The organism is Micromonospora sp. RHAY321, assembly GCF_023896955.1.
Classification (GTDB): Bacteria; Actinomycetota; Actinomycetes; order Mycobacteriales; family Micromonosporaceae; genus Micromonospora.
In genome coordinates this window covers 76,179-97,789 of the sequence record NZ_JAMHIW010000009.1, presented here as the reverse complement: position 1 = coordinate 97,789, position 21,611 = coordinate 76,179, and the positions used below count along the sequence as shown (strand labels likewise).

Genomic DNA, 21,611 nt, shown 5'->3' with positions numbered 1-21,611 from the left:
GAAATCGTGTCGATCGCCATCCAGACCAGCATGATCACCGGCAACGGCTCGGCGACATTCACGTTCCCGAGCACGATCGGTGCCTACGCTTACGCGTTGCAGCAGTTCAACCTGCAAACCCTGCAACTGGGGACGGTCATCCAGCGGATCGGCCTCGCGTTGCGCCCGCGCGACGGCACCGGCGTCGGCACCACGTCGCTCATCATCGACCAGCAGATGCTCCTCGACCAGGTCGACCTTGACGGGTCGTGGGCCGAGGTCGCGGTCATCGCGTGGCTCGGCTCCACCAACCCGCCCGGCCTGTTCCTGCAGAACCAGAACGGCATCACCGTCGACCAGATGTCGTCTGGCACGTCGTCGTCACCGGTGTCCACCGGCGGCCCCCCGATGTACGCCACCGCGGCGATCGCCGGCTTCTCGTACCAGTTCGCCGAGGACGACTCGGACTTCCTCGGCATCGGCGCCGGGGTGGGCGCCACACCCGACCCGTACGCATCCACTCCCAGCCTGTCGGTGGTCGGGTCCGGCATCTGGACCGGTGACTCGGCCTTCACCGGTGTCGTTGACGCCGCCCTGATCGCGACGACGGGAAATAATCTCGGCCTCGGCCTCGGGTACCTGCCCAACCCGGCATGGGGTACGAACGTCGTCGACCAGTTGCCGGGCCTGGGCGGCGCGCCGGTGGGCGCGGCGGCCTTCCTGATCCAGTCGTTCTTCTGCCAGTTCTGCATCAACGCCATCGGGCACGACACCCCCGACTTCTCGCAGCTGACGACCGGTGTCCCGCCGGACGTGGTGCAGCTGAACGTGCCGTCGGGCGGCAATGTCAGCTTCCGGTCCGTGCAGCAGCTCTGCGGCTGCGCCATCGTCGACGAGGGGCCGGTCATCTTCTCGGCCGAGAACCTGGTCGCCAACTACCTGATCGCTGAGACCGCTTCCAGCTGAGTTCCGAAGATCCGTGTGGGTGTTGACGGCATCCACGGCGAGCGGACGGCAGGCTCGCCCCGGCGCGACCAGCGACGGGACGAGCGCTCGGTTGTTCACCGTCAGCGGCCGTATGCCTCCAGCAGCCGTAGCCAGACCTCGCTGACGGTCGGGTATGCCGGAACCGCGTGCCACAGCCGGTCCAGCGGGACCTCGCCGACAATGGCGATCGTCGCGGCGTGGATCAGCTCCGCGACGTCCGGGCCGGCGAGGGTGAAGCCGACGATCACCTTCCGGTCCTCGTCGACGACCATGCGGGCGTGTCCCTTGTAGCCGTCGGCGTGCAGGGAAGAGCCGGCAACGGCGCCCAGGTCGTAGTCCACGACCCGGATCCGCAGTCCGGCCGCCTCGGCCGCAGCCGCGGTCAGCCCCACCGATGCGATCTCCGGGTCGGTGAAGACCACCTGCGGCACCGCACGCTCGTCAGCCGTCGCCACGTGCCGACCCCACCGGCCGTCCTCGACCCTCTCGCCCTTCGCCCGGGCCACGATCACGTCGCCCACCGCGCGCGCCTGGTACTTGCCCTGATGGGTCAGCAACACCCGCCGGTTCACATCACCAGCGGCATACAGCCACTCCCCGCCGCCGACGACGCGCAGAGTGTCGTCGACCGCCAGCCAGGCACCCGGCGCCAGCCCAACGCTCTCCAGTCCGATGTCCTGCGTGTTCGGCGTACGGCCGATCGCCACGAGAACCTCGTCGGCCTCCACCTGATCACCACCAGCGGTCCGGATGTGGACCGCCCCGCTGTCGTCGCGGTCGACGGCGACGGCCTCCGCGCCGACGCGTACCGACACGCCGGTCTCGCGCAGCGACTCCGTGACCAACTCAGCCGCGAACGGCTCCACCGACGGCAGCACACCGTCACGGGCCAGCACCGTCACCGAAGACCCCAGAGCGGCGAACGCGGTCGCCATCTCGGCCGCCACCACGCCACCACCGATGATGGCGAGCCGGTGGGGAACCGACCGGGCCGAGGCGGCCTCGCGGCTGGACCACGGCGCCGCCTCCCGCAGGCCCGGGATGTCCGGCAGCAGAGCGCTGCTTCCGGTCGCCACGACCACCGCGTGCCGGGCGGTCAACCTCGTCGTGACACCGTCGACGCCGGTCACCTCGACGACCCGGGCCGAACGGATCCGCCCCTGCCCACGGTGCAGCGCGATCCCGGCCGACTCGAGCCAGGACACCTGCCCGTCGTCCTTCCAGTGCGACGCGAAGGAGTCCCGGCGGCCGAGCACCGCGGCGGCGTCCAGGTTTCCCGTCACCGCCTCCCGCGCACCCGGCAGTTGGCGGGCCGCCCGCAACGCCGACGCGCTGCGCAGCAGCGCCTTGGTCGGCATGCAGGCCCAGTACGAGCACTCCCCGCCGACCAACTCCCGCTCCACAATGGCGGCGGTCAGGCCGCCCCGCACGACCCGGTCGGCGACGTTCTCTCCGACCGGACCCGCGCCGATCACGACGACGTCGTACTCGATGGTGGTCATGTCAGTTGCCCTTCGCGGTGCGGCCGAGGCGGAAGGCGGCGATGAGGAAGAAGATGGCGCCGGGGATGGCGTAGCCAGCCGCGTTGGTCAGCGACGGGTTGTCCGCGGAAGCCGCGGCGATGAAGGACCCACCAGCCAGAACCGAGATGCCACCACTGATGATCATCGGCCACTGGCCGCCCATCCCGCGGCGAGTGACACCCACGATCAGCTGGACCAGCCCGGCCACGATCGCCCAGGCACCCCAGACCCGCAGGACAGCGGGGACGCCGGACGCGCAGGCGACACCCACGCCGACGGCGGTGATCAGGCTGACCGCGATGTTCACGTACAGCAGGGTCGGCGAGCCGGTGGTGCGCGACGAGCGAAGGTCGTAGATGGCGGCACCCACGTCGAACAGCGGGTAGAGCACGAACAGCACCACCGTGAGTGGGCCGATCTCCTTGGCGGTCGCGATCGTCACGAGTGCCCACACGATGGCGAACGCGAAGCGGGTGAAGTACAGCCGCCGCAGTGCGGAAGCGGTCTGGGAGATGCCGGGCGAGGCAGCAATGGTGGCCACGGTGACCCTTCAGGGGCTTGAGGAGAACGAACGTTCTGTCATGTTCAGTATCGCGAGCCGACCTCAAGATGTCAAGACTGAACGTTCTATCTGCTGGGTGGGAGGTCCGACACGACCCCTTGCGCGTCTCCAGACCGAACGTTCTGTTCGCTAAGATGGGGGTATGACCCGCCGCGAACCCGACATCCGGCCCTCCGAGGCACGACTCCGGCTCCTCACCACGGCCACCAGGATCTTCTACGCGGAGGGCATCCACTCCGTCGGCGTCGACCGGATCATCGCCGAGGCGAAAGTGACCCGGGCCACCTTCTACCGGCACTTCCCCAGCAAGGAAGACCTCATCCTCGCCTACCTGCGTGATGTCCATCAGCTGGATCGCGGGTCGATCGACGCGGCCATCGCCACCAACCCGTCGGCGGTCGACCAGCTCCTGGCCATTGCCGGGTCCGTCGCTCAGACCATCCAGTCCCCCGGGTTCCGTGGATGCGCCTTCCTGAACGCCGCGGCCGAGTATCCCGAGACCGACCATCCCGTACGCCAGGAGATCATCGCCCACCGGCAATGGTTCCTGGACACGCTCACCACGCTGATGGCGCAGGTGCACGAGGAAACGGCGGATCCCGCCGCGCGCCACTTCGTCATGCTCCGCGACGGCGCCATGGCGGCCGGATGCCTTTTCGATCCCGTGTTGGTGTCCGAGACCTTCCTGCAGGGGATCGAGGGACTCCTGCGGATCAATACCGAGCGCCAGTCGACCGAATCCGCCCGCTAGCACTGTGCACGGCCGCGCGGTCACGCCTCGGAGTCCCGATCGCCGGATGCCTCCCGCCCGATCGGCGAGGTGGAAACCTCCAGCGGCCGTCCCCGGTTCCGCAACGCGTCGAGGAGCGCGACCAGGGCCAGCACGCCGGCCACCACGCTCAGCCCGACCATCGGCGCCCAGCGGGTCAACGCCAACGTGAACAGCAGCAGGGCCACCAACCCGATCACCAGGGATCGGGAGGCCCGGCCGAAGATCTCGTACTCCAGCCGCATCCGGGCAACGAGGAAGAGCACCGGACCGCCCACCACGAACAGGAGCCAGCTGGGTCGCGGCGGCCCGAACGGCTCATCGATCACCAACTCGTAGCCGACCGCGGTGACGAGCACACTGAGCACGATCAGCAAATGCGTCCGTTCCGACGCCGTACCCAACCGCCCGGGCATACCCGCCCGACCCAACGCCTCGGTCAGCAGCAGACCGGCGCGGTGGAAGTAGATCCGCCAGAGCAGCGCGCTGGTGGCGAACGCGACCCCGAAGGCGGCCGCCCGCTCCTCGGAGTAGTCCGTGCCGCTGAAGACCATGCCGATGACCAGAATCGACTCACCGAGCGCGATGAGGAACATCTGCTGATGACGGTCGGCGAGATGCGGCCCGGCGATCCGCCAGCGGCCCACCGCTGAGGCCCCGAGCCACGGCAGCGGCCAGCCCAGGGCCCAGGCGAGGTAGTCGACAGCCAGGGCGGCAGCCCACAGCGGCAGGCGAAGCCGGTCGGGGCCCAACGCGCCGGCCAGCCAGAGCGGCGCGCTCGCCGCGGCCCATGCGGCAAGCCGGAAGGGCACCAGCCGTCGTGGATGGCCACGCAGCGCGGCGGCGACCACCAGCGGCCGCACCAGCATCACCATCAGGTACGCGACCGCGAACGGCAGCGCTCGCTCCTCCATGCCGCGGGGCAGCGTCACCGCCATCACCAGGCCGGCGAACATGGTGCCGACCACGACGGCCTGGATGATCGACCGCTCTGGTTCGTAGCGACTGGTGATCCAGGTGGTGTGTGACCAGATCAGCCAGAGCGCCAGGAAGAGCAGCAGGGTACGACCGAACCCTTCGACGAGCGCCCAGCCGGTGTCATCGTTCAGCTCGGCGAATCGCTGCGAGACCCGGGTGAGGGCAACAACGAAGGCCAGGTCGAAGAAGAGCTCCAGGAAGGTGGCGCGGCCCGAACTCGTGGGCGGGCGCAGCAGTGCGGCACCGGGTCCCGCCGCCATCGTCCGCCTCCGTCCGCCCCTGTCGCACCAACGAGTCGGCCGCCGGAGGGGTTGCGTCAGCTGGCGACGTCGGCGCCGAAGCGCGGCGTCTCGTACCAGGTCTGGTAGTCGAGCGCCCACACGCGGGCGTCGGCGTCGAAGGTGAGCCGGGTGCGGTCGGCGTCGAGGCGGCCGTGGCCCTCCAGGCGGGCGAGCACGTAGCGGACGGCCACCCCGTCCGCACCGGCCCTGACGTGGATCTGCCACTCGAGGCCACTGGCGTGGCGCAGCTCGTGGACCGTCTCACGATGCGCGTAACGGTGGGTTCCCGTGGCCTTGCCGGACCAGGCGGTCCACTCACCGGTGACGTCGCGGCGTCGGGAGCGCAGGAGGACCGAACCGACGTCCAGGTCGACGCCGCCGACGCGGATGCCCAGCCGGACCCCGTCGAGGACGGTCCGTCCGTCGCGTCGTACGCGCAGAACGACGGCGTCCGCTCGCGTCTCCACCTCGGGCTCGAGGCGCTCGGGCAGCGCCGTCGTGCCGATCTCGTTGACCACATCGTCTCCGTGCCGTGCGGGAACCGAGCGGGCGGATCCCCTGCACGGCGGGTTCCGACGCTAGGTTCGCGGCGGCCCGCCGGGAATGTTCATTCGAACTCGAAGCCTGGACGATTCGCTTCTGTCTGACAGGCCGTCCGGCAGCGGGACATGCCAACGGTCCTTTCCACAGGGACGATCAGCGCATGACATCGGTCCGGTTGAGCCCATGACGTCCGACAGATTCCGGTCAGCGTGAGGTCAGCCTCGAGTCCCGGCGAGGCAGGCCAGGGCCGGTCTCCCAGCACGGGAAACCGGCCCTTGGCCTCCTGCGGGCTCGTACGACTGTCAGGCGCTGAGCTTGCCCGCGATCTTGACAACCCGCTGAGCCATGTGGTCGAGGGCGTTGAGCTGAGCGTCGCCCAGCGGAGCGTCGTTGCCGCCGCCGGTGACGTGCGAGACGCCGTACGGGTTGCCGTCGCCGAACTTCAACGGGTCGGTGTAGCCGGGGGCGACGACCAGACCGCCGAAGTGGTGGATCGTGTTGTAGAGCGCCAGGAGCGTCGACTCCTGGCCGCCGTGCGCGGTCATGGATGCGGTGAAGCCGGCGTACACCTTGTCGGCCAGCAGCCCCTGCCCCCACTGCGGGCCGAGGGTGTCGATGAACTGCTTCAGCTGGCTGGAGACGTTGCCGTAGCGGGTGGGAGTGCCGAACAGCACCGCGTCGGCCCAGACGACGTCGTCGGCGGTCGCCTTCGCCTCGTTCTTCGTGGCGTCGAAGTGCTGGCTCCAGGCGGCGTTGGAGGCGATGGCCTCCTCCGGGGCAAGCTCCGGAACCTGGCGCAGACGCACCTCGGCCCCGGCCTTCTCGCCAGCCTCGGCGAGCCGCCTGGCCATGGCGTGGACCGTACCGGTCGAGGAGTAGTAGATGACGGAGAGCTTGGTCATCGAAGGCATCCTTTCGACAAAGTAGTTGCTGACGATAAATTTGCTTCAGCAACAACCCGACTGTAGCAACGTCGGCGAGGCGGCCGCCACCGGGAGGCGACCGAAGGGGCAACCATCGAGGCCGGGCGATGCTATGTTCGACAGTCATCGATTCCGCTTCGTACGTCGCGTGCTCTCGACAGCCAGCATCGACAACCTGCCGACGGGGAGATCATGACGAGCCGCAGCCACAGACGCCGTGCGATCTGGTCACGCATCATTCCCGCGACCATCGCGCTCGGCTCGCTGGTCGCCTCCACGATGACCGGGCCGGCGCCCTACGCCGCAGCCGCGACCTCCGGCACCGGCTCCGCCAATCCGGTCGTCACATGGGACCTCAATGCCCAGACGGCGATCTGGGACGTCGCGGCTCAGCAACCCAACGAGCAGGTGCGCAGCTTCGCGATGGTGAGCGGAGCCGTCTACGACGCACTGAACGCGATCGCCGGCACCCCGTACCAGCCGTACCTCGTCGCACCGCCGTCGCGCGGCACCGAGTCGACGGACGCTGCCGTCGCCGCCGCCGCCCACACCGTGCTGGCCGCCCTCTTCCCCGGTCAGCGGGAGCGGCTCCGGGCGCAGTACGACGCGGCTCTCGCCACGGTTCCCGACGGGCGGTCGAAGCAGGGCGGCATCACGATCGGGGCACGAGCCGCGGCCGCGATGGTCACCGCACGGCAGGACGACGGCGCGTTCGGCGACCAGCAGTGGAAGAACGGGACACGGCCCGGCCAGTGGCGACCCACGCCGCCGCTGTTCCTGTCCCAGGGCGCGTGGACCGGGCACATGCGGCCGTTCCTCATCCCTCGGGCGTCGATGGTCCGCACACCCGAGCCGCCACGATTGACCAGCGACGCGTACACCCGCGACCTCGACGAGGTGAAGGAATTCGGCTCGGCGACGAGCACGGTGCGCAGCCGGGACCAGACGGAGGCCGCGATCTGGTGGCACGACCGGCGTTCCGCGTCCTGGGAGATCAAGCGCCAGCTCGCCACCGCCCAGCAGTTGGACGCCCTGCAGACCGCGCGCTTCTTCGCGATGACCGACCTCATCGTGGCCGACTCAGGCGTGGCGTGCTTCAGCCAGAAGGACCTGTGGAGCTACTGGCGTCCAATTACGGCGATCCAACTGGCCGACACCGACGGCAACCCGAGGACGACCGCCGACCCAGGCTGGCAGTCGTTGCTCGTGACGCCCCCCTTCCCCGAGTACCCCTCCGGCCACGCCTGCGGCACCGGCGCGCGGATGTCGCTGTACCGGCACTTCTTCGGCCGGGACGACATCGCGTTCAGCGGATCCAGCGTCGACTCCGGTACGACCAGGCAGTTCACCAGCTTCTCGCAAGCGCTCAACGAGCTCATCGGCGCGCGCGTCTGGGGCGGCGTCCACTTCCGCAGTGCTGACGTCGAGGGGGCGAAACTCGGTGAGGAGGTCTACCGCTACGCGGTCCGGCACTACTTCCGCCCCCTGAGGTAGTCGCGCGGCAGGCTCATGTGCCCCCGCAGGCGTGGGCTACCGATCCCGGCGGTCGGCCTCACCCGACGCCTGCGGACGGAAGACCCTACGGTACGCGCCGGGCGTGACGCCGAGGAGTTGCCCGAACTGGGAACGGAAGTTGCTCGTCGTGGGGAACCCGGTCTGGGCAGCGATCCGGTCGACGGTGTGGTCGGTGGTTTCAAGCAGGTCCTGCGCGTGACGGATGCGTACCCCCGACACCCACTGCATGGGGCTCTGCCCTGTCTCGTCCTTGAATCGACGTGTCAACGTGCGCACACTCATGCCGGCCGCGGCGGCGATGTCCGCGAGCGTGAGGTCCCGGTGCGCGTTCGCCTCGATCCACGAGAGCGCTCGTCCCAGAGTCGACATCCGGCGCGTCGGGCGGTTCCGAACGATGTACTGCGCCTGCCCTCCCGGCCGGTGCAGCGGCGCGACGGCAAGGCGGGCGGCGTCCGCCGCGACGGCCACCCCGTAGTCGCGCTGGACGATGTGCAGGCACAGGTCGAGGCCGGACGCGGCTCCGGCCGACGTCAGGATGCTCCCGTTGTCCGTGTAGAGCACGTCGGGGTTCATCCGGACAGCGGGATGCCGTCGGGCTAGCTCGTCGGCGGCGAGCCAGTGGGTCGTCGCGTCTCGACCATCGAGCAGGCCCGCCTCGGCCAGCGTGAACGCGCCGACGCAGATCGACGCGATTCGGGTCCCGCGCTCCGCTCCGGCCCGCAGGGCTGCGAGGACAGCGGGCGGCGACGGCCGCAACGGGTCGTTCCGTCCGGGCACCATGACGAGGTCTGCGCGCTCGATCGCGTCCAGGTCCTCATCAACGGTCAGGCGCAGCGGACCGGCCTGGACGGACGGCTCGTGCCCGGCGACGACGAGCCGGTATCCCGGGCGGCCGTCCGGCAGGCGTACCCGCCCGAAGGTCTCGATAGGGGTGGCCATATCGAAGGCAATCGCATCGGGGAGCGCGAGCACGACGACGGTGTACACCCCTACAGGATAAGCACTTCGCGGGGTGGCCAGATACAGGCGCATTCTGTCCCGACAGCCATTGGCGTCCCCTGCGGTGGATCGCAAACATGGAGGGAACGTCCACCGAGGGGATCCTTCATGCCTCATCTCCACGCCCAGTTCGTGCTCTTCGACGGGTTCGACCCGCTCGACGTCGTCGCCCCGTTCGAAGTGCTTACCGCCGGGAGCGATCTGCTCGGTGGCGCGCTCGCGGTGGAGCTCGTCAGCGCGAGCGGCCCCGGCGTGGTGCGATCCGGCAATCCGCGGATCACCCTGACGGCCACCGCCACACTCGACCCGGACGCACCCGGCTACGTGGTTGTCCCCGGGGCGGTCGGCCCCCTCGACGGAGACCCGGACGCCGGAGTCGAGACCATCCCCGTACTCCTGGGCCGGTTCGCGTCGAGCGACGCCATGCCCCTGATCCGTCGCGCGCTCGACAACCCGGACATCACCGTCGCGGCCTTCTGCGGGGGATCACTCGCACTCGCGTTGGCCGGTCTCCTCGAGGGCCGCACCGCGACCACGCACGGGCTCGGCATCGACATGCTCGACGCCACGGGGGTGAACGCCATCCGCGCTCGCGTGGTGGACGACGGCGACCTCATCAGTGGCGGCGGCGTCACGTCGGGCCTCGACGTGGCCCTCTACCTGCTCGACCGTGACTTCGGCTCGCAGACCGCGCACGCCGTGGAGGAGCTGTTCGAGTACGAGCGTCGCGGGACCACCTGGAAGACCACCGGTCAGCTTGCGGCCTGACCCATCCACCCGGCCCCTCCGACAATGAAGGTCACCAAGCAGATGAACACCATCGCCGGCACCTGGCTGCTGCGCATGAAGACGCCCGTCGGCACCATCGAGGCCGAATACCACTTCGAGGAAGAGGACGGCGTGGTCGCCGGCAGCGCGACCGGCGCTGGCGAGACCATCCCCCTCACGGACGTCGTGATCGACGACGAGCCAACCGGCCAGCGCGTCACCTGGCGGCAGAGCATCACCAAGCCGCTGCGACTCAACCTCGACTACGACGTCATCGTCGACGGCGACACCCTCTCCGGCGAGTCCCGTGCCGGGCGTCTGCCCCGGACGCGCGTGACCGGCGAGCGGATCGGCGCGTGAGTGCGTTCCTGCTCTCGGTCCATGTGCTCGCGGCCATTCTCGCGATCGGCCCGGTCGCCATCGCGGCGAGCATGTTCCCGCGCTACGCGCGTCTCGCCCTCGCGGCACCCGGCGACCCGAGGACGGCTGTTGCGGTGCGGATCCTGCACCGCATCACGCGCGTCTACGCGGTGATCGGCGTGCTCGTTCCGGTGTTCGGCCTCGCTACGGGCGCGAGTATCGGCGTGCTCGGCGACACCTGGCTGATCGTGTCCATGATCCTGACTGCCGCTGCGGCCGCGGTGCTGGTGGCGTTCATCCTGCCTGGTCAGAGGCGCGTCGTCGGCGTGCTCGACACGGGCGTGGAGGACGCCCGCGAGGTGGCGCCCGACGGGATGGCACGCCGCCTCGGGATGCTGACGGGCGTGTTCAACCTGCTCTGGGCGATCGTCGTCGTCCTGATGATCTACCGTCCCGGCTCGACCACGGGAGTCGGACTGTGAGCCCGCGTCGCGTCCTGCAGATCGTCGGCACGGCGGAACTCGTGACCCTCGTGCTGATGCTCATGAACGTCGTCACCGTCCACCTGCCGGACGTCTCACGTGTCCTCGGTCCTGTGCACGGGCTTGCCTACACCGCCACGGTCATCACGGCCATCCTCGTGATGGAACGGCGCCACCGGGTGTGGCTGCTCGCGCTCATCCCCGGGATCGGAGGCCTCCTCGCGGCCAGGGCTGCCGCTGACCGGGGGCTGACAGGCTAGTTTGCTCGGATGAGTCTCCTCGATGACGTCGGCAGGCGTGACAGTTGGCGGTGCTGGGTGTGCGACGAGCCGGTCGACGCCGACATGTCGGTGAACGACCCGCGTGGTCCCAGCGTCGACAGCCGCACCGCCGACAGGAAGGCCAAGGTCGCCGAGCGACTCGCGCACCGTGCCTGCAACACTCGCAAGGGCGCGGTCAAGGTGGTCATCGCCTGGCCGGACCGTCTGCACGTGGTGGAGCCCGCGCCGCTGATCACCGTCGCGGAGCGACTCGAACGCAAGGGTGGCCGTGAGCTGGTCGCCCGCTGTGCGAGCAGGAAGGACGCCCAGGAGACGGCGGACTGGCTGGTCGACCGGTTCTCCCGGCTGGTGCCCGGACTGCCGGTGACGGCAAGCGTCGACGCAGGCGGCGGACAGTACCTCGTCGCCCTGGCCACCGGCCGCCGCTGACCGGTGGACCCGAGCCACCACCAGCGCTGCCTGGCGTGGCCAGCCGGCCGAGTGGCGGGTTGTCGTACCGGGCTGTGAGGCTTCGGGTCATGGCGACTTTCGTTCTGATCCACGGCGGCGGGGGCAGCGCTTGGGACTGGCACCTTCTGGTCCCTGAGCTGACCAACCGCGGCCACGACGTGGTGGTGCCGGAACTGCCGATCGAGGACAGCTCGGCCGGGTTTGACGAGTTCTGCGCAACGGTCCTCAACGCTGTCGGCGACCGGAGCGACCTTGTGGTCGTCGGACACTCCTATGGTGCGTTCACCGCGCCGCTGATCGCAGACAGGTTGCCTGTGCGGCTGATCGTCCTGCTCACTCCGATGGTCCCGGCGCCCGGTGAGAGGCCCGCGGACTGGTGGGGCAACACCGGTTACCGCGGCGCGGAAGGGCTCAGCGAGGAGCAGCAGTTCTACAACGGTGTGCCGGCCGAGATCGTCGCGGAGGCAGCGGCGCACAGCCGGGACCAGGTCAGCGCGGAAGGGAACGAGCCGTGGCCCCTGGACGCCTGGCCGGACGTGCCGACGAAGGTCCTCGTCGCCCGCGACGACCGGTTCTTCACGGCGGACTTTCAGCGCCGGGTGGCCGCCGACCGGCTCGGTGCCACCCCGGACGAAATCGACGGGTGCCACTCAGTGGCACTCAGCCACCCGAAGCAACTCGCTGACCGACTGAACGCGTACCTGCTCGACTGAAGGCCGCTGCCAGCCCCTCCCACAACACGGACACTCAGCGCCCCAGGTCGCTCCGCCCCCTTGTCGGTTGCGGCGTTCTTCATGCGGCTACCCGTTGGGTGTGCGGTGGCGTTGGTAGTGGCGGGCGGCTTTGGCGCGACTGCCGCAACCATCCATGGAGCACCAGCGCCGGGTGCCGTTGCGCGACGTGTCGTAGAAGTGCAAGACGCAGGCGGGGTTGCCGCAGCGTCGGATTCGGGTGGGTTGCTGGCGCAATAGGTCCAGGTAGTTGGTGACCGCCTGCCAGGAGGGAAGCCAGTCGGCGTCGACGTCATGGTGCTCGTGCACCGTCGCCTGTCCGAGCGTGTAGCGCACGACACCGCGGGTGAGGATCTCATTGATCCCTCGTTCGGCGTCCTCGCCGGGCTGCTCCAGGATGCGGCGCAGCGCCGAACGCGCCTGGCGCACCGGAATCTCCACCGTTGTGGGGTCGCCTGGGAGTTGGTGCTCGGCGAGCCATCCCCGTAGTCCGCCGGGTTCGTCGAACAGGTCGACCATGCGGCCGCGCTCGACCCACTGGGTGTTGACCAGGTCAAGTGCGAGGGGTTCGCCCACCAGCGGTCGCCGCGTCATGCCACCGACCTTACCACCGTTAGCCGTTTGACAGGTTAGCCGCAGGGTCGTACTGTCTTACCAGTCAAGGCGCTTAAGACGGTTAGATCGCGTGGGGCATTTGCATCTCTTCGGGGCTGCTTGTGTCGTTCGCCCTGTTCAGGCCGCTGTCGGCCAACGAGCACACGCGCCGAGGGCGCCGATCTCTGGTGATGGCCTGCCGTCCCGGCCGTTCAGGAACAGAAGGAGCACCATGAGTACCGCTGCAGATCCCGTCGGCACGGCCGGCGAGCGGGTCGTTCATCACCGCACCGCGACCGTCGAGGGGCGTACCGTCTTCTACCGCGAGGCCGGTGACCCGCAAGCGCCCACAATCGTGCTGCTGCACGGCTTTCCCACGTCGTCGCACATGTTCCGCCGACTGATCGTCGACCTCGCCGACTCCTACCACCTCATCGCGCCGGACCACATCGGCTTTGGTTACTCCGACGCCCCGCCGGTCACCGAGTTCGACTACTCGTTCGACAATCTCACCCAGGTCACCCTCGGCCTGCTCGACCAGCTGGGCCTGAACCGGTTCGCGCTCTACATCCAGGACTACGGCGCTCCGATCGGCCTGCGGATCGCCGCACGTCAACCACACCGGGTCACCGCTCTGATCGTGCAGTCAGGGAACGCCTACACCGAGGGATTCACTCCGTTCTGGGACGTACTGTTCGCCCACGCGAAGGACCGCGCCGCCAACGAAGCCGCGGTCCGGAGGCTTCTGCGGCCGGAGGCCACGCGGTGGCAGTACACGCATGGTGTGCCCACCGACCGCCTCGATCGACTCACCCCGGACACCTGGGCCTTGGACCAGGCGCTGCTGGACCGGCCCGGCAACAACGAAGTCCAGCTACAGCTCTTCTACGACTACCAGTTCAACCTTGACGCCTACCCCGCCTTCCAGGACTACCTCCGCACCCATCGCCCCCCGACTCTGATCGTCTGGGGGGAACACGACGAGATCTTCGGCGCCGACGGTGCCCGCGCTTACACCCGAGATGTCCCCGACGCCGAGCTGCACCTGCTCGACGCGGGCCACTTCGCCCTCGAGACCCACGGCGAGGAGATCACGGCGCTCATTCGCGGCTTCCTCGGCCGAACCCTGCCCTGACCCATCCGTCTGCCTGGCGTCTGCCGTCGCCGCCAGTCCCGGCCCACAACCCGGAAGACGTCATGCCACATCGCTACCTGCAAGAACTGACCACTCCGTCGGTGGCCGCGGCGCAACAGCGCTACGGCAGCCGACCCGCCATCCAGCGTATGGTCGCCGGCTGGGACACCGACGCAATGCTCGGTGCCAGTGAGGCCACCTTCATCGCCGAACGTGACAGCTTCTACCTTGCCACCGTCAGCGAGAACGGCTGGCCGTACCTGCAGCACCGCGGCGGCCCACCCGGCTTCCTGCACGTCCTCGACCCCGTCGACGGGCACAGCGTCCTCGCCTGGGCCGACCTGCGCGGCAACCGGCAGTATCTGTCGGTCGGCAACCTCGGCACCTCACCGCGGGTATCACTGCTGCTCATGGACTACGCCCACCAACGGCGCCTCAAAATCATCGGCACGGCCCACGTGACCGACGTGCGGGACCGTACGCCCGAGGACCTGATGGAAGGGCTCAGCGTGCCCGGGCAACTGGGCAAGGTGGAACGGTTGATCACCGTCGACGTGCAGGGCTACGACTGGAACTGCCCCCAACACATCACACCTCGTTTCAGCGAGGCGGAACTCTCGGACGCGCTCGCACCGATGCGCGACGAACTAGCCCGCCTCCGCGCAGACAACCACGCCCTACGCGAGCAACTGCGATGCCGCGCCCTCCCCAACCAGCGCCGAGACCGGGACAGCCATGAGCACTGACGCCGACGACACCACCCGACCGCTGCGACACCCGTTGCCCCCGTTCACCGCCGACACCGCTCGAATCAAGGTTCAGGCCGCCGAAGACGCCTGGAACAGCCGCGACCCCCAGCGCGTCGCCGCCGCCTACACACCCGACAGCACCTGGCGCAACCGCTCGACCTTCCTGACCGGCCGCGACGAGATCGAAGCGTTCCTGACGGGAAAGTGGGAACGCGAACTCGACTACGTCCTGCGTAAACAGCTTTGGGCGTTCCACCAGAACCGCATCGCCGTACGGTTCCAGTACGAGTGGCGCGACGCCACCGGCCAATGGTGGCGCAGCTACGGCAACGAACAGTGGGAGTTCGACGATCGCGGCTACATGACCCGCCGCGAAGCCAGCATCAACGACGTCCCCATCACGGCGGACGAGCGTCGCATCCACGGCCGGAAGTTGCCTGGGAGCGACACCGACATCCCGCTTCGGTGACACAGCCACCGGGTGCCCGGCGGGATGACCCCAGGGTCCCCAGCAGGCGGTGGCGGAGCCTCGGGACACAAGCAAGGCTGCGCACCTCGTGCGAACGAGCCCCGTGGAGCGAGGCGGGATCGCCGCGGGTCCACCGCAGAAAGCCGGCTGCGGCCTGACGCCGACAAACAGGAAAACCAAGGAGAGCACCATGAACACGCTGACCGTGCGCACCATCGGCGGGCCGACGGCCGTCCTCGACTACGCGGGCTCTCGGATCGTGTTGGATCCGACCTTCGACGGACCGCGGACGTACCAGAACGGTCCGGTCACCGCGACCAAGCTGAGCGGCCCGAGCGCGCCGCCTGAGGACCTCGATCAGGTCGATGTCGTGCTCGTATCGCACGAGCACCACATCGACAACCTCGACATCTCCGGACGGGAGTACGCACGCCAGGCCCAACGGGTGTTCACCACCAAGGCGGGAGCAAAGAATCTCGGCCCTCGTTCCGTCGGCCTCCGGCCGTTCGAGCACGCCGAAGTCGGCGACATCCGCGTCACGGCGGTTCCGGCGCTGCACGGCACGCCGGAGATCGGCGTGGTCAACGGCCCGGTCATCGGATTCGTGCTGGAGGCGAATGGTTGGCCGACGGTCTACGTCAGCGGTGACAATGCCTCATTGGACGTCGTGGCGGTCGTCGCGGAGCAGTTCCCAGCGATAGAGATCGCGATTCTCAACCTCGGCGCGGCCCGGATCGCGGTACGCGGCGAGGGGCTCCTCACCCTCAGCGCAGAACTGGCAGCGCGAGCGGCGGCCCTGCTCGGTGTCCGGGCGGTGGTGCCGGTGCACCAGGACGGGTGGGGGCACTACACCCAGGACGCCGACGACGTCGTGCGCGCCTTCGAAGAGGCGGGCTTGACTGACGTGCTCGTCGACCTCCGGCCCGGCAATTCGGCGACCATCTGACAAGGAATCGCCGGATCCGGACGAGGGCCCGCCCGGTCGGCGTCCTACCAACGATCCCAATGGGCGAACCCGGCCGGTTCGGCCCGAGGCCCAGGCTTGAAGTCCGTGCCCAGGGTGTAGGCCACCGGCGTGAGGGCCACCTGCACGACGGTGTCGTACGGGATGCCGAGCAGGTCGGCCATCTCCTGCTCGTAGCTGAGATGACTCGTGGTCCACGCGGTGCCGAGCCCGCGTTCGCGCGCGGCCAGCATGAAACTCCAGAACGCCGGTATGACCGAACCCCAGGCACCGGCCTGCCCACGGACGCTGTCAAGTTCGGCGCGCGACTCGACGCGCAGGCACGGGATGAGGAGCAGCGGTGCCTCGTGCAGGTGTTCGGCGAGGTGTTGCAGGCTGCCGGCGATGCGACTCCACTCGGTTGAGGCGAAGTCCATGCGGCTGAAGGCGGGGCCGGCCGCCCCGGAAGCCGGCGGCGGGGCCATCAGGCCGCGCCGCCACAGATCCGCGACGGCCACCCGGGTCCGCTCGTCCTCGACGAAGATGAAGTCCCAGCGCTGCCTGTTCCGGCCGCTCGGCGCTTGCATGGCTATGCGCAGGCACTCTTCGATCACGTGGCGCGGCACAGGGCGCCCCAGGTCGAGACGCTTGCGCACGGCGCGGGTCGTGGTCAGGACCTCGTCGGCGGACAGGCCGAGCCTGCCCGCGGAACTCCGCGGTGCCGATCCGGAGTCGGTCATGCCAGCGCTCCCGCACTCTCGTAGACGCCCAGGTTGGCGGTGACCGCAGGAAGCAGCCCGGGGAACCGATCGTTGATCTCGTCGGCACGCAGTTCGTGACGGCGAAAGCTCCCGTTCGGCGTGACGCGGAGGACACCGGCCTCACGCAGGACCTTCAGGTGGTGCGAAAGGGTCGACATGCTCACCTCGGACAGCGCCTCGAACTTACCGCAGACGACACCACCCGACTGCGCCAACTGCCGTACGACGCTCAAGCGGACCGGGTCGGCGAGCGCGTTGAGCAGCGTGGCCAGGTCGACTGCGGCAAGGTCGGGATGATGCAGAGCTCTCATGGGCGCCATGCTACCGTTCATTTCGTGATTTCGGGAATCATCGAAATCTGACGCCCGAGCGCCCCGGGCCCGTACCCACCTGGACCGCCTCTCGCAGCGGTCGACGATCGGCAGGGCGCTCGCTCACGCGGCCGTACGTGGGCCAGTCACCTTGGCATTGACAAGCAGGATCGGAGCATCATGACGCAGCCCGTCGACACCATCATTTTCAGCGGAGAAGGCCCGCACGCCGACCCGTGGCACCCACTGGCTGAGACCAGCGCAAAGATCGCCGAGATCGTCGGCGACGCGAACTCCGTGACGACCGTGACGTCTGTCGGTCAGCTCGACGCCGCCCTCAACAGTGTCGGCCTGCTGGTCGTCAACGCGAGCGCCAACCGCTCGGCGCCGATCCCCGAGGACGACGACTTTGCCCGCATCCTTGACGCCTTCCTCGCCCGCGGCGGCAACCTGCTCGCCACCCACAGCGCGACAATCGCCTTCCCGGGCCTGCACAGCTGGCACTCCACGATCGGCGCCGTCTGGGACTACGACAGAACCTTCCACCCGCCGATCGGCCAGACCCTCATCCGGCGCAGCGACGTCGACCACCCGATCGTCGATGGACTCGGCGACTTCGAGGTCTACGACGAGCGCTTCACCAACCTGGATCTGATCGACGACGGAGACAGTGAGCCGCTCTACGTCCACACGGAGAACGGCGTCACCCACCCGCTCATCTGGGCACGCACCGTCGGCAGCAGCCGGGTGATCTACGACGGCCTCGGCCACGACCTCAGGTCGTACGAGTCGCCGGGACACATCGCCCTGCTCAGGCGGGCCGTGTCCTGGCTCCGGCACCACATCTGACCACCTCGTCGTCTTCAAGCTCCGGCCCGGCGCCGGACCGGTCCGTCGCAAGAGCCATCACCAGCTGCCCGCTCGCAATTTGAGCGGTCACCCCCTTCAAGCAACGGACAAACAGTGCAGTACGCGACGTTAGGCAACACCGGTCTTTTCGTCTCCCGCATCGCACTCGGGGCGATGACGCTCGCCGAGCGGCACGGGGCCAGCGTCGCGCAGATTGCGATCGCCTGGGTGCTCGCCCAGCCCGGCGTGACCAGCGCCATCGTGGGCGCTCGGCGTCCGGCACAGCTGATCGACAACCTCGGCTCGCTGGACGTCACGCTCACCCCTGCCGACCTGGCCGACCTCGACGCGGTGAGCGCCCCGCCGGTCGCGTACCCCGCCTGGCTTCAGGCCGAGGTGGCACCCGGCCGCCTCCCCCAGCAGCCCGCCAACTCCTAGCCGATGCCGCCCCGTCGGCACCCCTGGTGCCGGCGGGGCGGGCACCGCCACCGCCCTGGACCGCCGCGATCTCCGATCCTCGTGTGTCCTCCCGCCAAGCCCTTCAACCACACACCCTGGAGTGCCTCATGCGTACACAGCCGTCGACCTACCTGCTGATACCCGGTGCCTGGCACGGCGGGTGGTCCTGGTGGCCGGTGGCTAGGCGCCTACGCGCCGCCGGGCATCGGGCGGTGGCCCTCACACTGCCCGGACTGGCAGACGGCGATGATCGGGCCGGGCTGCGGCTCCGGGACGCGGTGGACCACGTGATCGATGAGGTGCAACGGCGAGAGCTCACCGGGGTGACCCTGGTCGGTCACAGCTGGGCGGGTTACCCGATGACCGCCGCCGCTCACCGGCTGGCCGACCGGATCTCCACGATGGTCTATTACAACGCGCAGGTTCCGGTGCCCGGCGGCTCGATGGCGGACGACAATCCGCCGGAGATCGCGGCGTTCCTCCGCGACCTGATCGAGTCCGCGCCGGACAATGCCATCCCGCCGACGGTGGAGTTCGTCCGGCAGTCCTTCATGCAGGACGTCGCGGAGGACGCGCAACGCCTGCTCGCAGAGCTGCTGACCCCCCACCCCGGCGCCTACTTCCTGGACGCGCCCGACGTACCGGACTTCGCCGCCCTCGGTCTTCCCGCCCGGTACGTCCTCGGTGAGCACGACCACGCACTGCCTCGACCCGGGGCCGAGTTCGCCGCCCGGCTTGGACTCGAACCGGTCATGGTCGCCGGGACACACGAGGGCATGCTTACCCACCCGGACGCCGTGGCCGACGCCATCCTGGCCGCCTGAGCCAGCCGCCCTGGCAGTGCCCCGTTTACCCCGCAGCGTGAAGTGCGCGCGTCGCTACCCGCCAGTCCAGGACCCGCGGCCCGCGGCACATGAGTTCACCGAAGTCGGAGCAGCCCACGTTCGGCCATAAAGGCTCGCAACGTCTCGGCATCCTCGGCGGACATCAACCGGCGTGGGATCACGGTCGCCGGCATCCGGCCGACGTACACGATCCAGAAGTCAGGGGTGTCCCTCACCTGGGCGACTCCGTCCCAGGCGATGCCACCGGACTCTGAGCCGCTGCGCATCATGATGTTGTCGTCGGTGATGTCGTAGGCGCCCTCGACCGCGTAGCGACTGGAGCGGCGCCGGGCGCGCAACCGCACCCATGGCGAGTACAGCATCGACAGCACACCACCCACGATCATCGCCAACCACAGCGGCGAGATCTGCTCGCCCCACGCGAACCCCCGGGAGACGGCGAGACCGATCGCGCCGATCGCCGCCAGCACGGCGCCGATATAGCCGAACGTGCGCAGCCGAGCACTGGCGAGTGCAGCGGCCACGCGGCCCGGGTAGGCGGGATCGGCTGGGACGTCAAAACGGATGTGCACGCCAGAACGATAGTGCCCACCCGCCCCTGGCAGCGCCTGACGCCCGCCCTGGCCGGATCGCCGAGCCGCTAGGTTGCTCGCAGCCCCGACGCCGTCCCGGGGCGCAGAGGTGTGCCGGGTGAAGGTCATGGAGCGCGTGGTCAGGTGACTACGGGGTCAGGACGATCCTGCCGAAAACCTCGCCGGCGTCCATCTTCTGGTGCGCCAGTACGGCGTGCTCCAGCGGCAGCACCTCGTGCACCACCGTCTGGAGGTCGCCGCGATCCGCGGCGGCGAACTGCTCCATCCTGACGGCATTTCGAGTGGGCTCCGCAATCGTGGCAGCGCTGAAGGTGGCGAAAGACATCGACTTCTGGAATGCGGCCATCAACCTCGTGCCGAAGTCTGCCGGCGGCTGGCCCCCGACTGCGCCCACGACCACGAGTCGACCGTTGGGGTTGAGCCTGTCGAAGAACGAAGGCATCTCCTGACCGGCTACGACGTCGATGATGACGTCGTAGCCCGCGGGATCGTCCGGCCCTCCCGCTCCGGAGCGGTCCAGGAGGTGGGTCGCACCGAGGTCGCGCAGTCGACGGCCACGTCCAGGAGAGGATGTGGTGACTGCCACCGCGCTGGCACCACCGCGGTTCGCGAGCTGGACCGCCATGATCCCGACGCTGCCGGCCGCGCCGCGCACCAGCACGGCCTCGCCCGGAGAGAAGTGGGCTTGGGAGAGACCGAAGTGGGCCACGACCCCGGAGCTTCCGAGCGTTACGGCGTCGACAGCGGAGAGCCCCGCCGGGAGGGGTACGACCTCCGCGATCGGCGCAATTGCCTGCTCGGCGTAGCCGCCACCCGTACCGGCGAACGCCCACACACGCCGCCCGACCCATGCCGGGTCGACGCCGCCGCCCACCGCCGTCACCGTTCCCGCGACCTCGCCGCCTGGGATATGCCCCTCCCGGAAGCCGTAGGCGGCGAGAGCACCAGTTCGGATCAAGACGTCAGCGCCTCCGACGCCGATCGCCTCAGTAGCGACCAACACCTGTCCCCGAGTCGGCGTCGGGCGGGGGGCGTCGACGACGGCGAGCCCCTCGGGAGCCCCGAACCTCTCAATCGCGACTGCCTTCACAGTTGTTCCTCCGTGAGCTGGACCGAAGCCGCCGTGGCGGCCCTGCCTGCCTGGGAACGCTAACGGACGCCGGCGTCCGTTTAGCTAATATGAGAGAGTGGTCAACCGTCTGCCTCAGAAGCTGCGATCGGACGCCCTCGACAATCGCGAGCGCATCCTCGACGCGGCTCGGGCGGTATTCGCCACCGAAGGCATGGACGTACCGATGCGCGAGATAGCCCGGCGCGCCGAGGTCGGCCCCGCCACCCTGTACCGCCACTTCCCCACTAAGCAGGCGCTGGCCGCTGAGGCCTTCACCGAACAGATGTACGCGTGCCACGCCATCGTCGAGGAAGGGCTCGCCGACCCAGATCCGTGGCAGGGCTTCTGCCACGTGATCGAGAAGCTCTGTGAGCTGCAAGCACGGAACCGGGGCTTCATCACCGCGTTCACCTCGGCCTTTCCCCGCGCCCTGGATCTTGCCGCAGGACGCGAGCGCGCGCTCAACTCGCTCGCCGAGCTCGCGCGCCGCGCCAAGGACACCGGTGCGCTGCGGCCCGACTTCGTTCTGGACGATCTCATCCTCATGCTGATGGCGAACAGCGGCCTGCACAGCACATCGACAAACGCTCGGGTTGCTGCCTCCCGCCGCTTCGCCGCACTCACGATCCGGGCGTTTCGTGCTTGATCGAGGGGACAGGAC

General features: G+C 69.0%; 28 protein-coding genes. 17 read left to right on the top strand and 11 right to left on the bottom strand.

Features of this window, described 5'->3' with window-relative positions; genetic code table 11:
• Positions 1-6: 6 nt before the first annotated feature.
• Complete coding sequence (locus M8C17_RS20175) at positions 7-945, top strand: hypothetical protein (protein WP_252418072.1); 939 nt, start codon at positions 7-9, stop codon at positions 943-945.
• 101 nt (positions 946-1,046) lie between these two features.
• Here the strand turns inward: M8C17_RS20175 and M8C17_RS20170 are convergent, their stop codons facing one another.
• Positions 1,047-2,468, bottom strand: a complete 1,422-nt coding sequence (locus M8C17_RS20170; protein ID WP_252418071.1) for an NAD(P)/FAD-dependent oxidoreductase — start codon at positions 2,466-2,468, stop codon at positions 1,047-1,049.
• A 1-nt stretch (position 2,469) separates the two neighbouring features.
• Positions 2,470-3,030 (bottom strand): hypothetical protein, encoded by a 561-nt coding sequence (locus M8C17_RS20165; protein ID WP_252418070.1) that lies wholly within the window; start codon positions 3,028-3,030, stop codon positions 2,470-2,472.
• Positions 3,031-3,193: 163 nt separating this feature from the next.
• Here M8C17_RS20165 and M8C17_RS20160 point away from each other — a divergent pair, with 163 nt between their 5' ends.
• Positions 3,194-3,802, top strand: coding sequence for a TetR/AcrR family transcriptional regulator (locus M8C17_RS20160; RefSeq protein ID WP_252418069.1), 609 nt, complete (start codon positions 3,194-3,196; stop codon positions 3,800-3,802).
• A gap of 20 nt (positions 3,803-3,822) precedes the next feature.
• Here M8C17_RS20160 and M8C17_RS20155 read toward each other — a convergent pair whose 3' ends face one another.
• The 3 genes from M8C17_RS20155 to wrbA all read right to left on the bottom strand — a co-directional run bounded on the left by M8C17_RS20155 (position 3,823) and on the right by wrbA (position 6,533).
• Complete coding sequence (locus M8C17_RS20155; protein WP_252418068.1) at positions 3,823-5,058, bottom strand: low temperature requirement protein A; 1,236 nt, start codon at positions 5,056-5,058, stop codon at positions 3,823-3,825.
• A gap of 56 nt (positions 5,059-5,114) precedes the next feature.
• Complete coding sequence (locus tag M8C17_RS20150; RefSeq protein WP_252418067.1) at positions 5,115-5,597, bottom strand: glycoside hydrolase family 97 N-terminal domain-containing protein; 483 nt, start codon at positions 5,595-5,597, stop codon at positions 5,115-5,117.
• Positions 5,598-5,924: 327 nt separating this feature from the next.
• Complete coding sequence (gene wrbA, locus M8C17_RS20145; RefSeq protein WP_374558710.1) at positions 5,925-6,533, bottom strand: NAD(P)H:quinone oxidoreductase; 609 nt, start codon at positions 6,531-6,533, stop codon at positions 5,925-5,927.
• A 204-nt stretch (positions 6,534-6,737) separates the two neighbouring features.
• Here wrbA and M8C17_RS20140 point away from each other — a divergent pair, with 204 nt between their 5' ends.
• Positions 6,738-8,039: a vanadium-dependent haloperoxidase gene (locus M8C17_RS20140; RefSeq protein ID WP_252418065.1), complete on the top strand. Its 1,302-nt coding sequence runs from the start codon at positions 6,738-6,740 to the stop codon at positions 8,037-8,039.
• Positions 8,040-8,075: 36 nt separating this feature from the next.
• Here M8C17_RS20140 and M8C17_RS20135 read toward each other — a convergent pair whose 3' ends face one another.
• On the bottom strand, positions 8,076-9,092 hold the full coding sequence (locus tag M8C17_RS20135) for a GlxA family transcriptional regulator (protein ID WP_252418064.1): 1,017 nt from the start codon (positions 9,090-9,092) through the stop codon (positions 8,076-8,078).
• 75 nt (positions 9,093-9,167) lie between these two features.
• On the opposite strand from M8C17_RS20135, the gene M8C17_RS20130 reads away from it, so the two are divergent.
• The 6 genes from M8C17_RS20130 (at position 9,168) to M8C17_RS20105 (ending at position 12,113) form a co-directional block, all read left to right on the top strand.
• Complete coding sequence (locus M8C17_RS20130; protein ID WP_252418063.1) at positions 9,168-9,827, top strand: DJ-1/PfpI family protein; 660 nt, start codon at positions 9,168-9,170, stop codon at positions 9,825-9,827.
• Positions 9,828-9,851: 24 nt separating this feature from the next.
• Positions 9,852-10,187, top strand: a complete 336-nt coding sequence (locus M8C17_RS20125; protein WP_252418062.1) for a hypothetical protein — start codon at positions 9,852-9,854, stop codon at positions 10,185-10,187.
• Positions 10,184-10,669 (top strand): hypothetical protein, encoded by a 486-nt coding sequence (locus M8C17_RS20120; RefSeq protein ID WP_252418061.1) that lies wholly within the window; start codon positions 10,184-10,186, stop codon positions 10,667-10,669. Before M8C17_RS20125 ends, M8C17_RS20120 begins: the two co-directional genes overlap by 4 nt.
• Positions 10,666-10,929 carry a hypothetical protein gene (locus M8C17_RS20115; RefSeq protein WP_252418060.1) on the top strand — a complete coding sequence of 88 codons (264 nt, stop codon included), beginning with the start codon at positions 10,666-10,668 and terminating at the stop codon, positions 10,927-10,929. Before M8C17_RS20120 ends, M8C17_RS20115 begins: the two co-directional genes overlap by 4 nt.
• A gap of 9 nt (positions 10,930-10,938) precedes the next feature.
• Positions 10,939-11,379: a hypothetical protein gene (locus tag M8C17_RS20110; RefSeq protein ID WP_252418059.1), complete on the top strand. Its 441-nt coding sequence runs from the start codon at positions 10,939-10,941 to the stop codon at positions 11,377-11,379.
• Between the two features lie 89 nt (positions 11,380-11,468).
• The gene (locus tag M8C17_RS20105) at positions 11,469-12,113 is read left to right on the top strand and encodes an alpha/beta fold hydrolase (RefSeq protein ID WP_252418058.1); all 645 of its coding nucleotides are present in this window, start codon (positions 11,469-11,471) and stop codon (positions 12,111-12,113) included.
• 87 nt (positions 12,114-12,200) lie between these two features.
• On the opposite strand, the gene M8C17_RS20100 is transcribed toward M8C17_RS20105, so the two are convergent.
• A complete protein-coding gene (locus M8C17_RS20100; protein WP_252418057.1) occupies positions 12,201-12,725 on the bottom strand; it encodes a CGNR zinc finger domain-containing protein in 525 nt (174 codons plus the stop codon).
• Between the two features lie 232 nt (positions 12,726-12,957).
• Here M8C17_RS20100 and M8C17_RS20095 point away from each other — a divergent pair, with 232 nt between their 5' ends.
• The 4 genes from M8C17_RS20095 to M8C17_RS20080 all read left to right on the top strand — a co-directional run bounded on the left by M8C17_RS20095 (position 12,958) and on the right by M8C17_RS20080 (position 16,024).
• Positions 12,958-13,860 (top strand): alpha/beta fold hydrolase, encoded by a 903-nt coding sequence (locus M8C17_RS20095; RefSeq protein ID WP_252418056.1) that lies wholly within the window; start codon positions 12,958-12,960, stop codon positions 13,858-13,860.
• A 62-nt stretch (positions 13,861-13,922) separates the two neighbouring features.
• Positions 13,923-14,606 (top strand): pyridoxamine 5'-phosphate oxidase family protein, encoded by a 684-nt coding sequence (locus M8C17_RS20090; protein WP_252418055.1) that lies wholly within the window; start codon positions 13,923-13,925, stop codon positions 14,604-14,606.
• Positions 14,596-15,078, top strand: a complete 483-nt coding sequence (locus M8C17_RS20085; RefSeq protein WP_252418054.1) for a nuclear transport factor 2 family protein — start codon at positions 14,596-14,598, stop codon at positions 15,076-15,078. The genes M8C17_RS20090 and M8C17_RS20085 overlap by 11 nt, the downstream gene beginning before the upstream one ends.
• Positions 15,079-15,181: 103 nt before the next feature.
• Positions 15,182-16,024: an MBL fold metallo-hydrolase gene (locus tag M8C17_RS20080; protein WP_252418053.1), complete on the top strand. Its 843-nt coding sequence runs from the start codon at positions 15,182-15,184 to the stop codon at positions 16,022-16,024.
• Between the two features lie 44 nt (positions 16,025-16,068).
• Here the strand turns inward: M8C17_RS20080 and M8C17_RS20075 are convergent, their stop codons facing one another.
• Both M8C17_RS20075 and M8C17_RS20070 read right to left on the bottom strand, forming a co-directional pair.
• Positions 16,069-16,761 carry a nitroreductase family protein gene (locus tag M8C17_RS20075; RefSeq protein WP_252418052.1) on the bottom strand — a complete coding sequence of 231 codons (693 nt, stop codon included), beginning with the start codon at positions 16,759-16,761 and terminating at the stop codon, positions 16,069-16,071.
• Entirely contained in the window at positions 16,758-17,093 is a 336-nt protein-coding gene (locus M8C17_RS20070; protein ID WP_252418051.1) for a helix-turn-helix transcriptional regulator, read from the bottom strand. The genes M8C17_RS20075 and M8C17_RS20070 overlap by 4 nt, the downstream gene beginning before the upstream one ends.
• Positions 17,094-17,273: 180 nt before the next feature.
• Between M8C17_RS20070 and M8C17_RS20065 the strand changes: the two genes are divergently transcribed.
• From M8C17_RS20065 to M8C17_RS20055, 3 genes are all read left to right on the top strand, one after another.
• Positions 17,274-17,942 (top strand): ThuA domain-containing protein, encoded by a 669-nt coding sequence (locus M8C17_RS20065; protein WP_252418050.1) that lies wholly within the window; start codon positions 17,274-17,276, stop codon positions 17,940-17,942.
• Between the two features lie 114 nt (positions 17,943-18,056).
• On the top strand, positions 18,057-18,380 hold the full coding sequence (locus M8C17_RS20060; RefSeq protein ID WP_252418049.1) for an aldo/keto reductase: 324 nt from the start codon (positions 18,057-18,059) through the stop codon (positions 18,378-18,380).
• A 128-nt stretch (positions 18,381-18,508) separates the two neighbouring features.
• Positions 18,509-19,225 (top strand): alpha/beta fold hydrolase, encoded by a 717-nt coding sequence (locus M8C17_RS20055; RefSeq protein WP_252418048.1) that lies wholly within the window; start codon positions 18,509-18,511, stop codon positions 19,223-19,225.
• A gap of 95 nt (positions 19,226-19,320) precedes the next feature.
• On the opposite strand, the gene M8C17_RS20050 is transcribed toward M8C17_RS20055, so the two are convergent.
• A complete protein-coding gene (locus M8C17_RS20050; RefSeq protein WP_252418163.1) occupies positions 19,321-19,818 on the bottom strand; it encodes a YcxB family protein in 498 nt (165 codons plus the stop codon).
• A gap of 148 nt (positions 19,819-19,966) precedes the next feature.
• A complete protein-coding gene (locus M8C17_RS20045; protein WP_252418047.1) occupies positions 19,967-20,929 on the bottom strand; it encodes a zinc-binding dehydrogenase in 963 nt (320 codons plus the stop codon).
• Between the two features lie 97 nt (positions 20,930-21,026).
• Here M8C17_RS20045 and M8C17_RS20040 point away from each other — a divergent pair, with 97 nt between their 5' ends.
• Positions 21,027-21,596 carry a TetR/AcrR family transcriptional regulator gene (locus tag M8C17_RS20040; protein WP_252418046.1) on the top strand — a complete coding sequence of 190 codons (570 nt, stop codon included), beginning with the start codon at positions 21,027-21,029 and terminating at the stop codon, positions 21,594-21,596.
• The last annotated feature ends 15 nt before the right edge of the window (positions 21,597-21,611 follow it).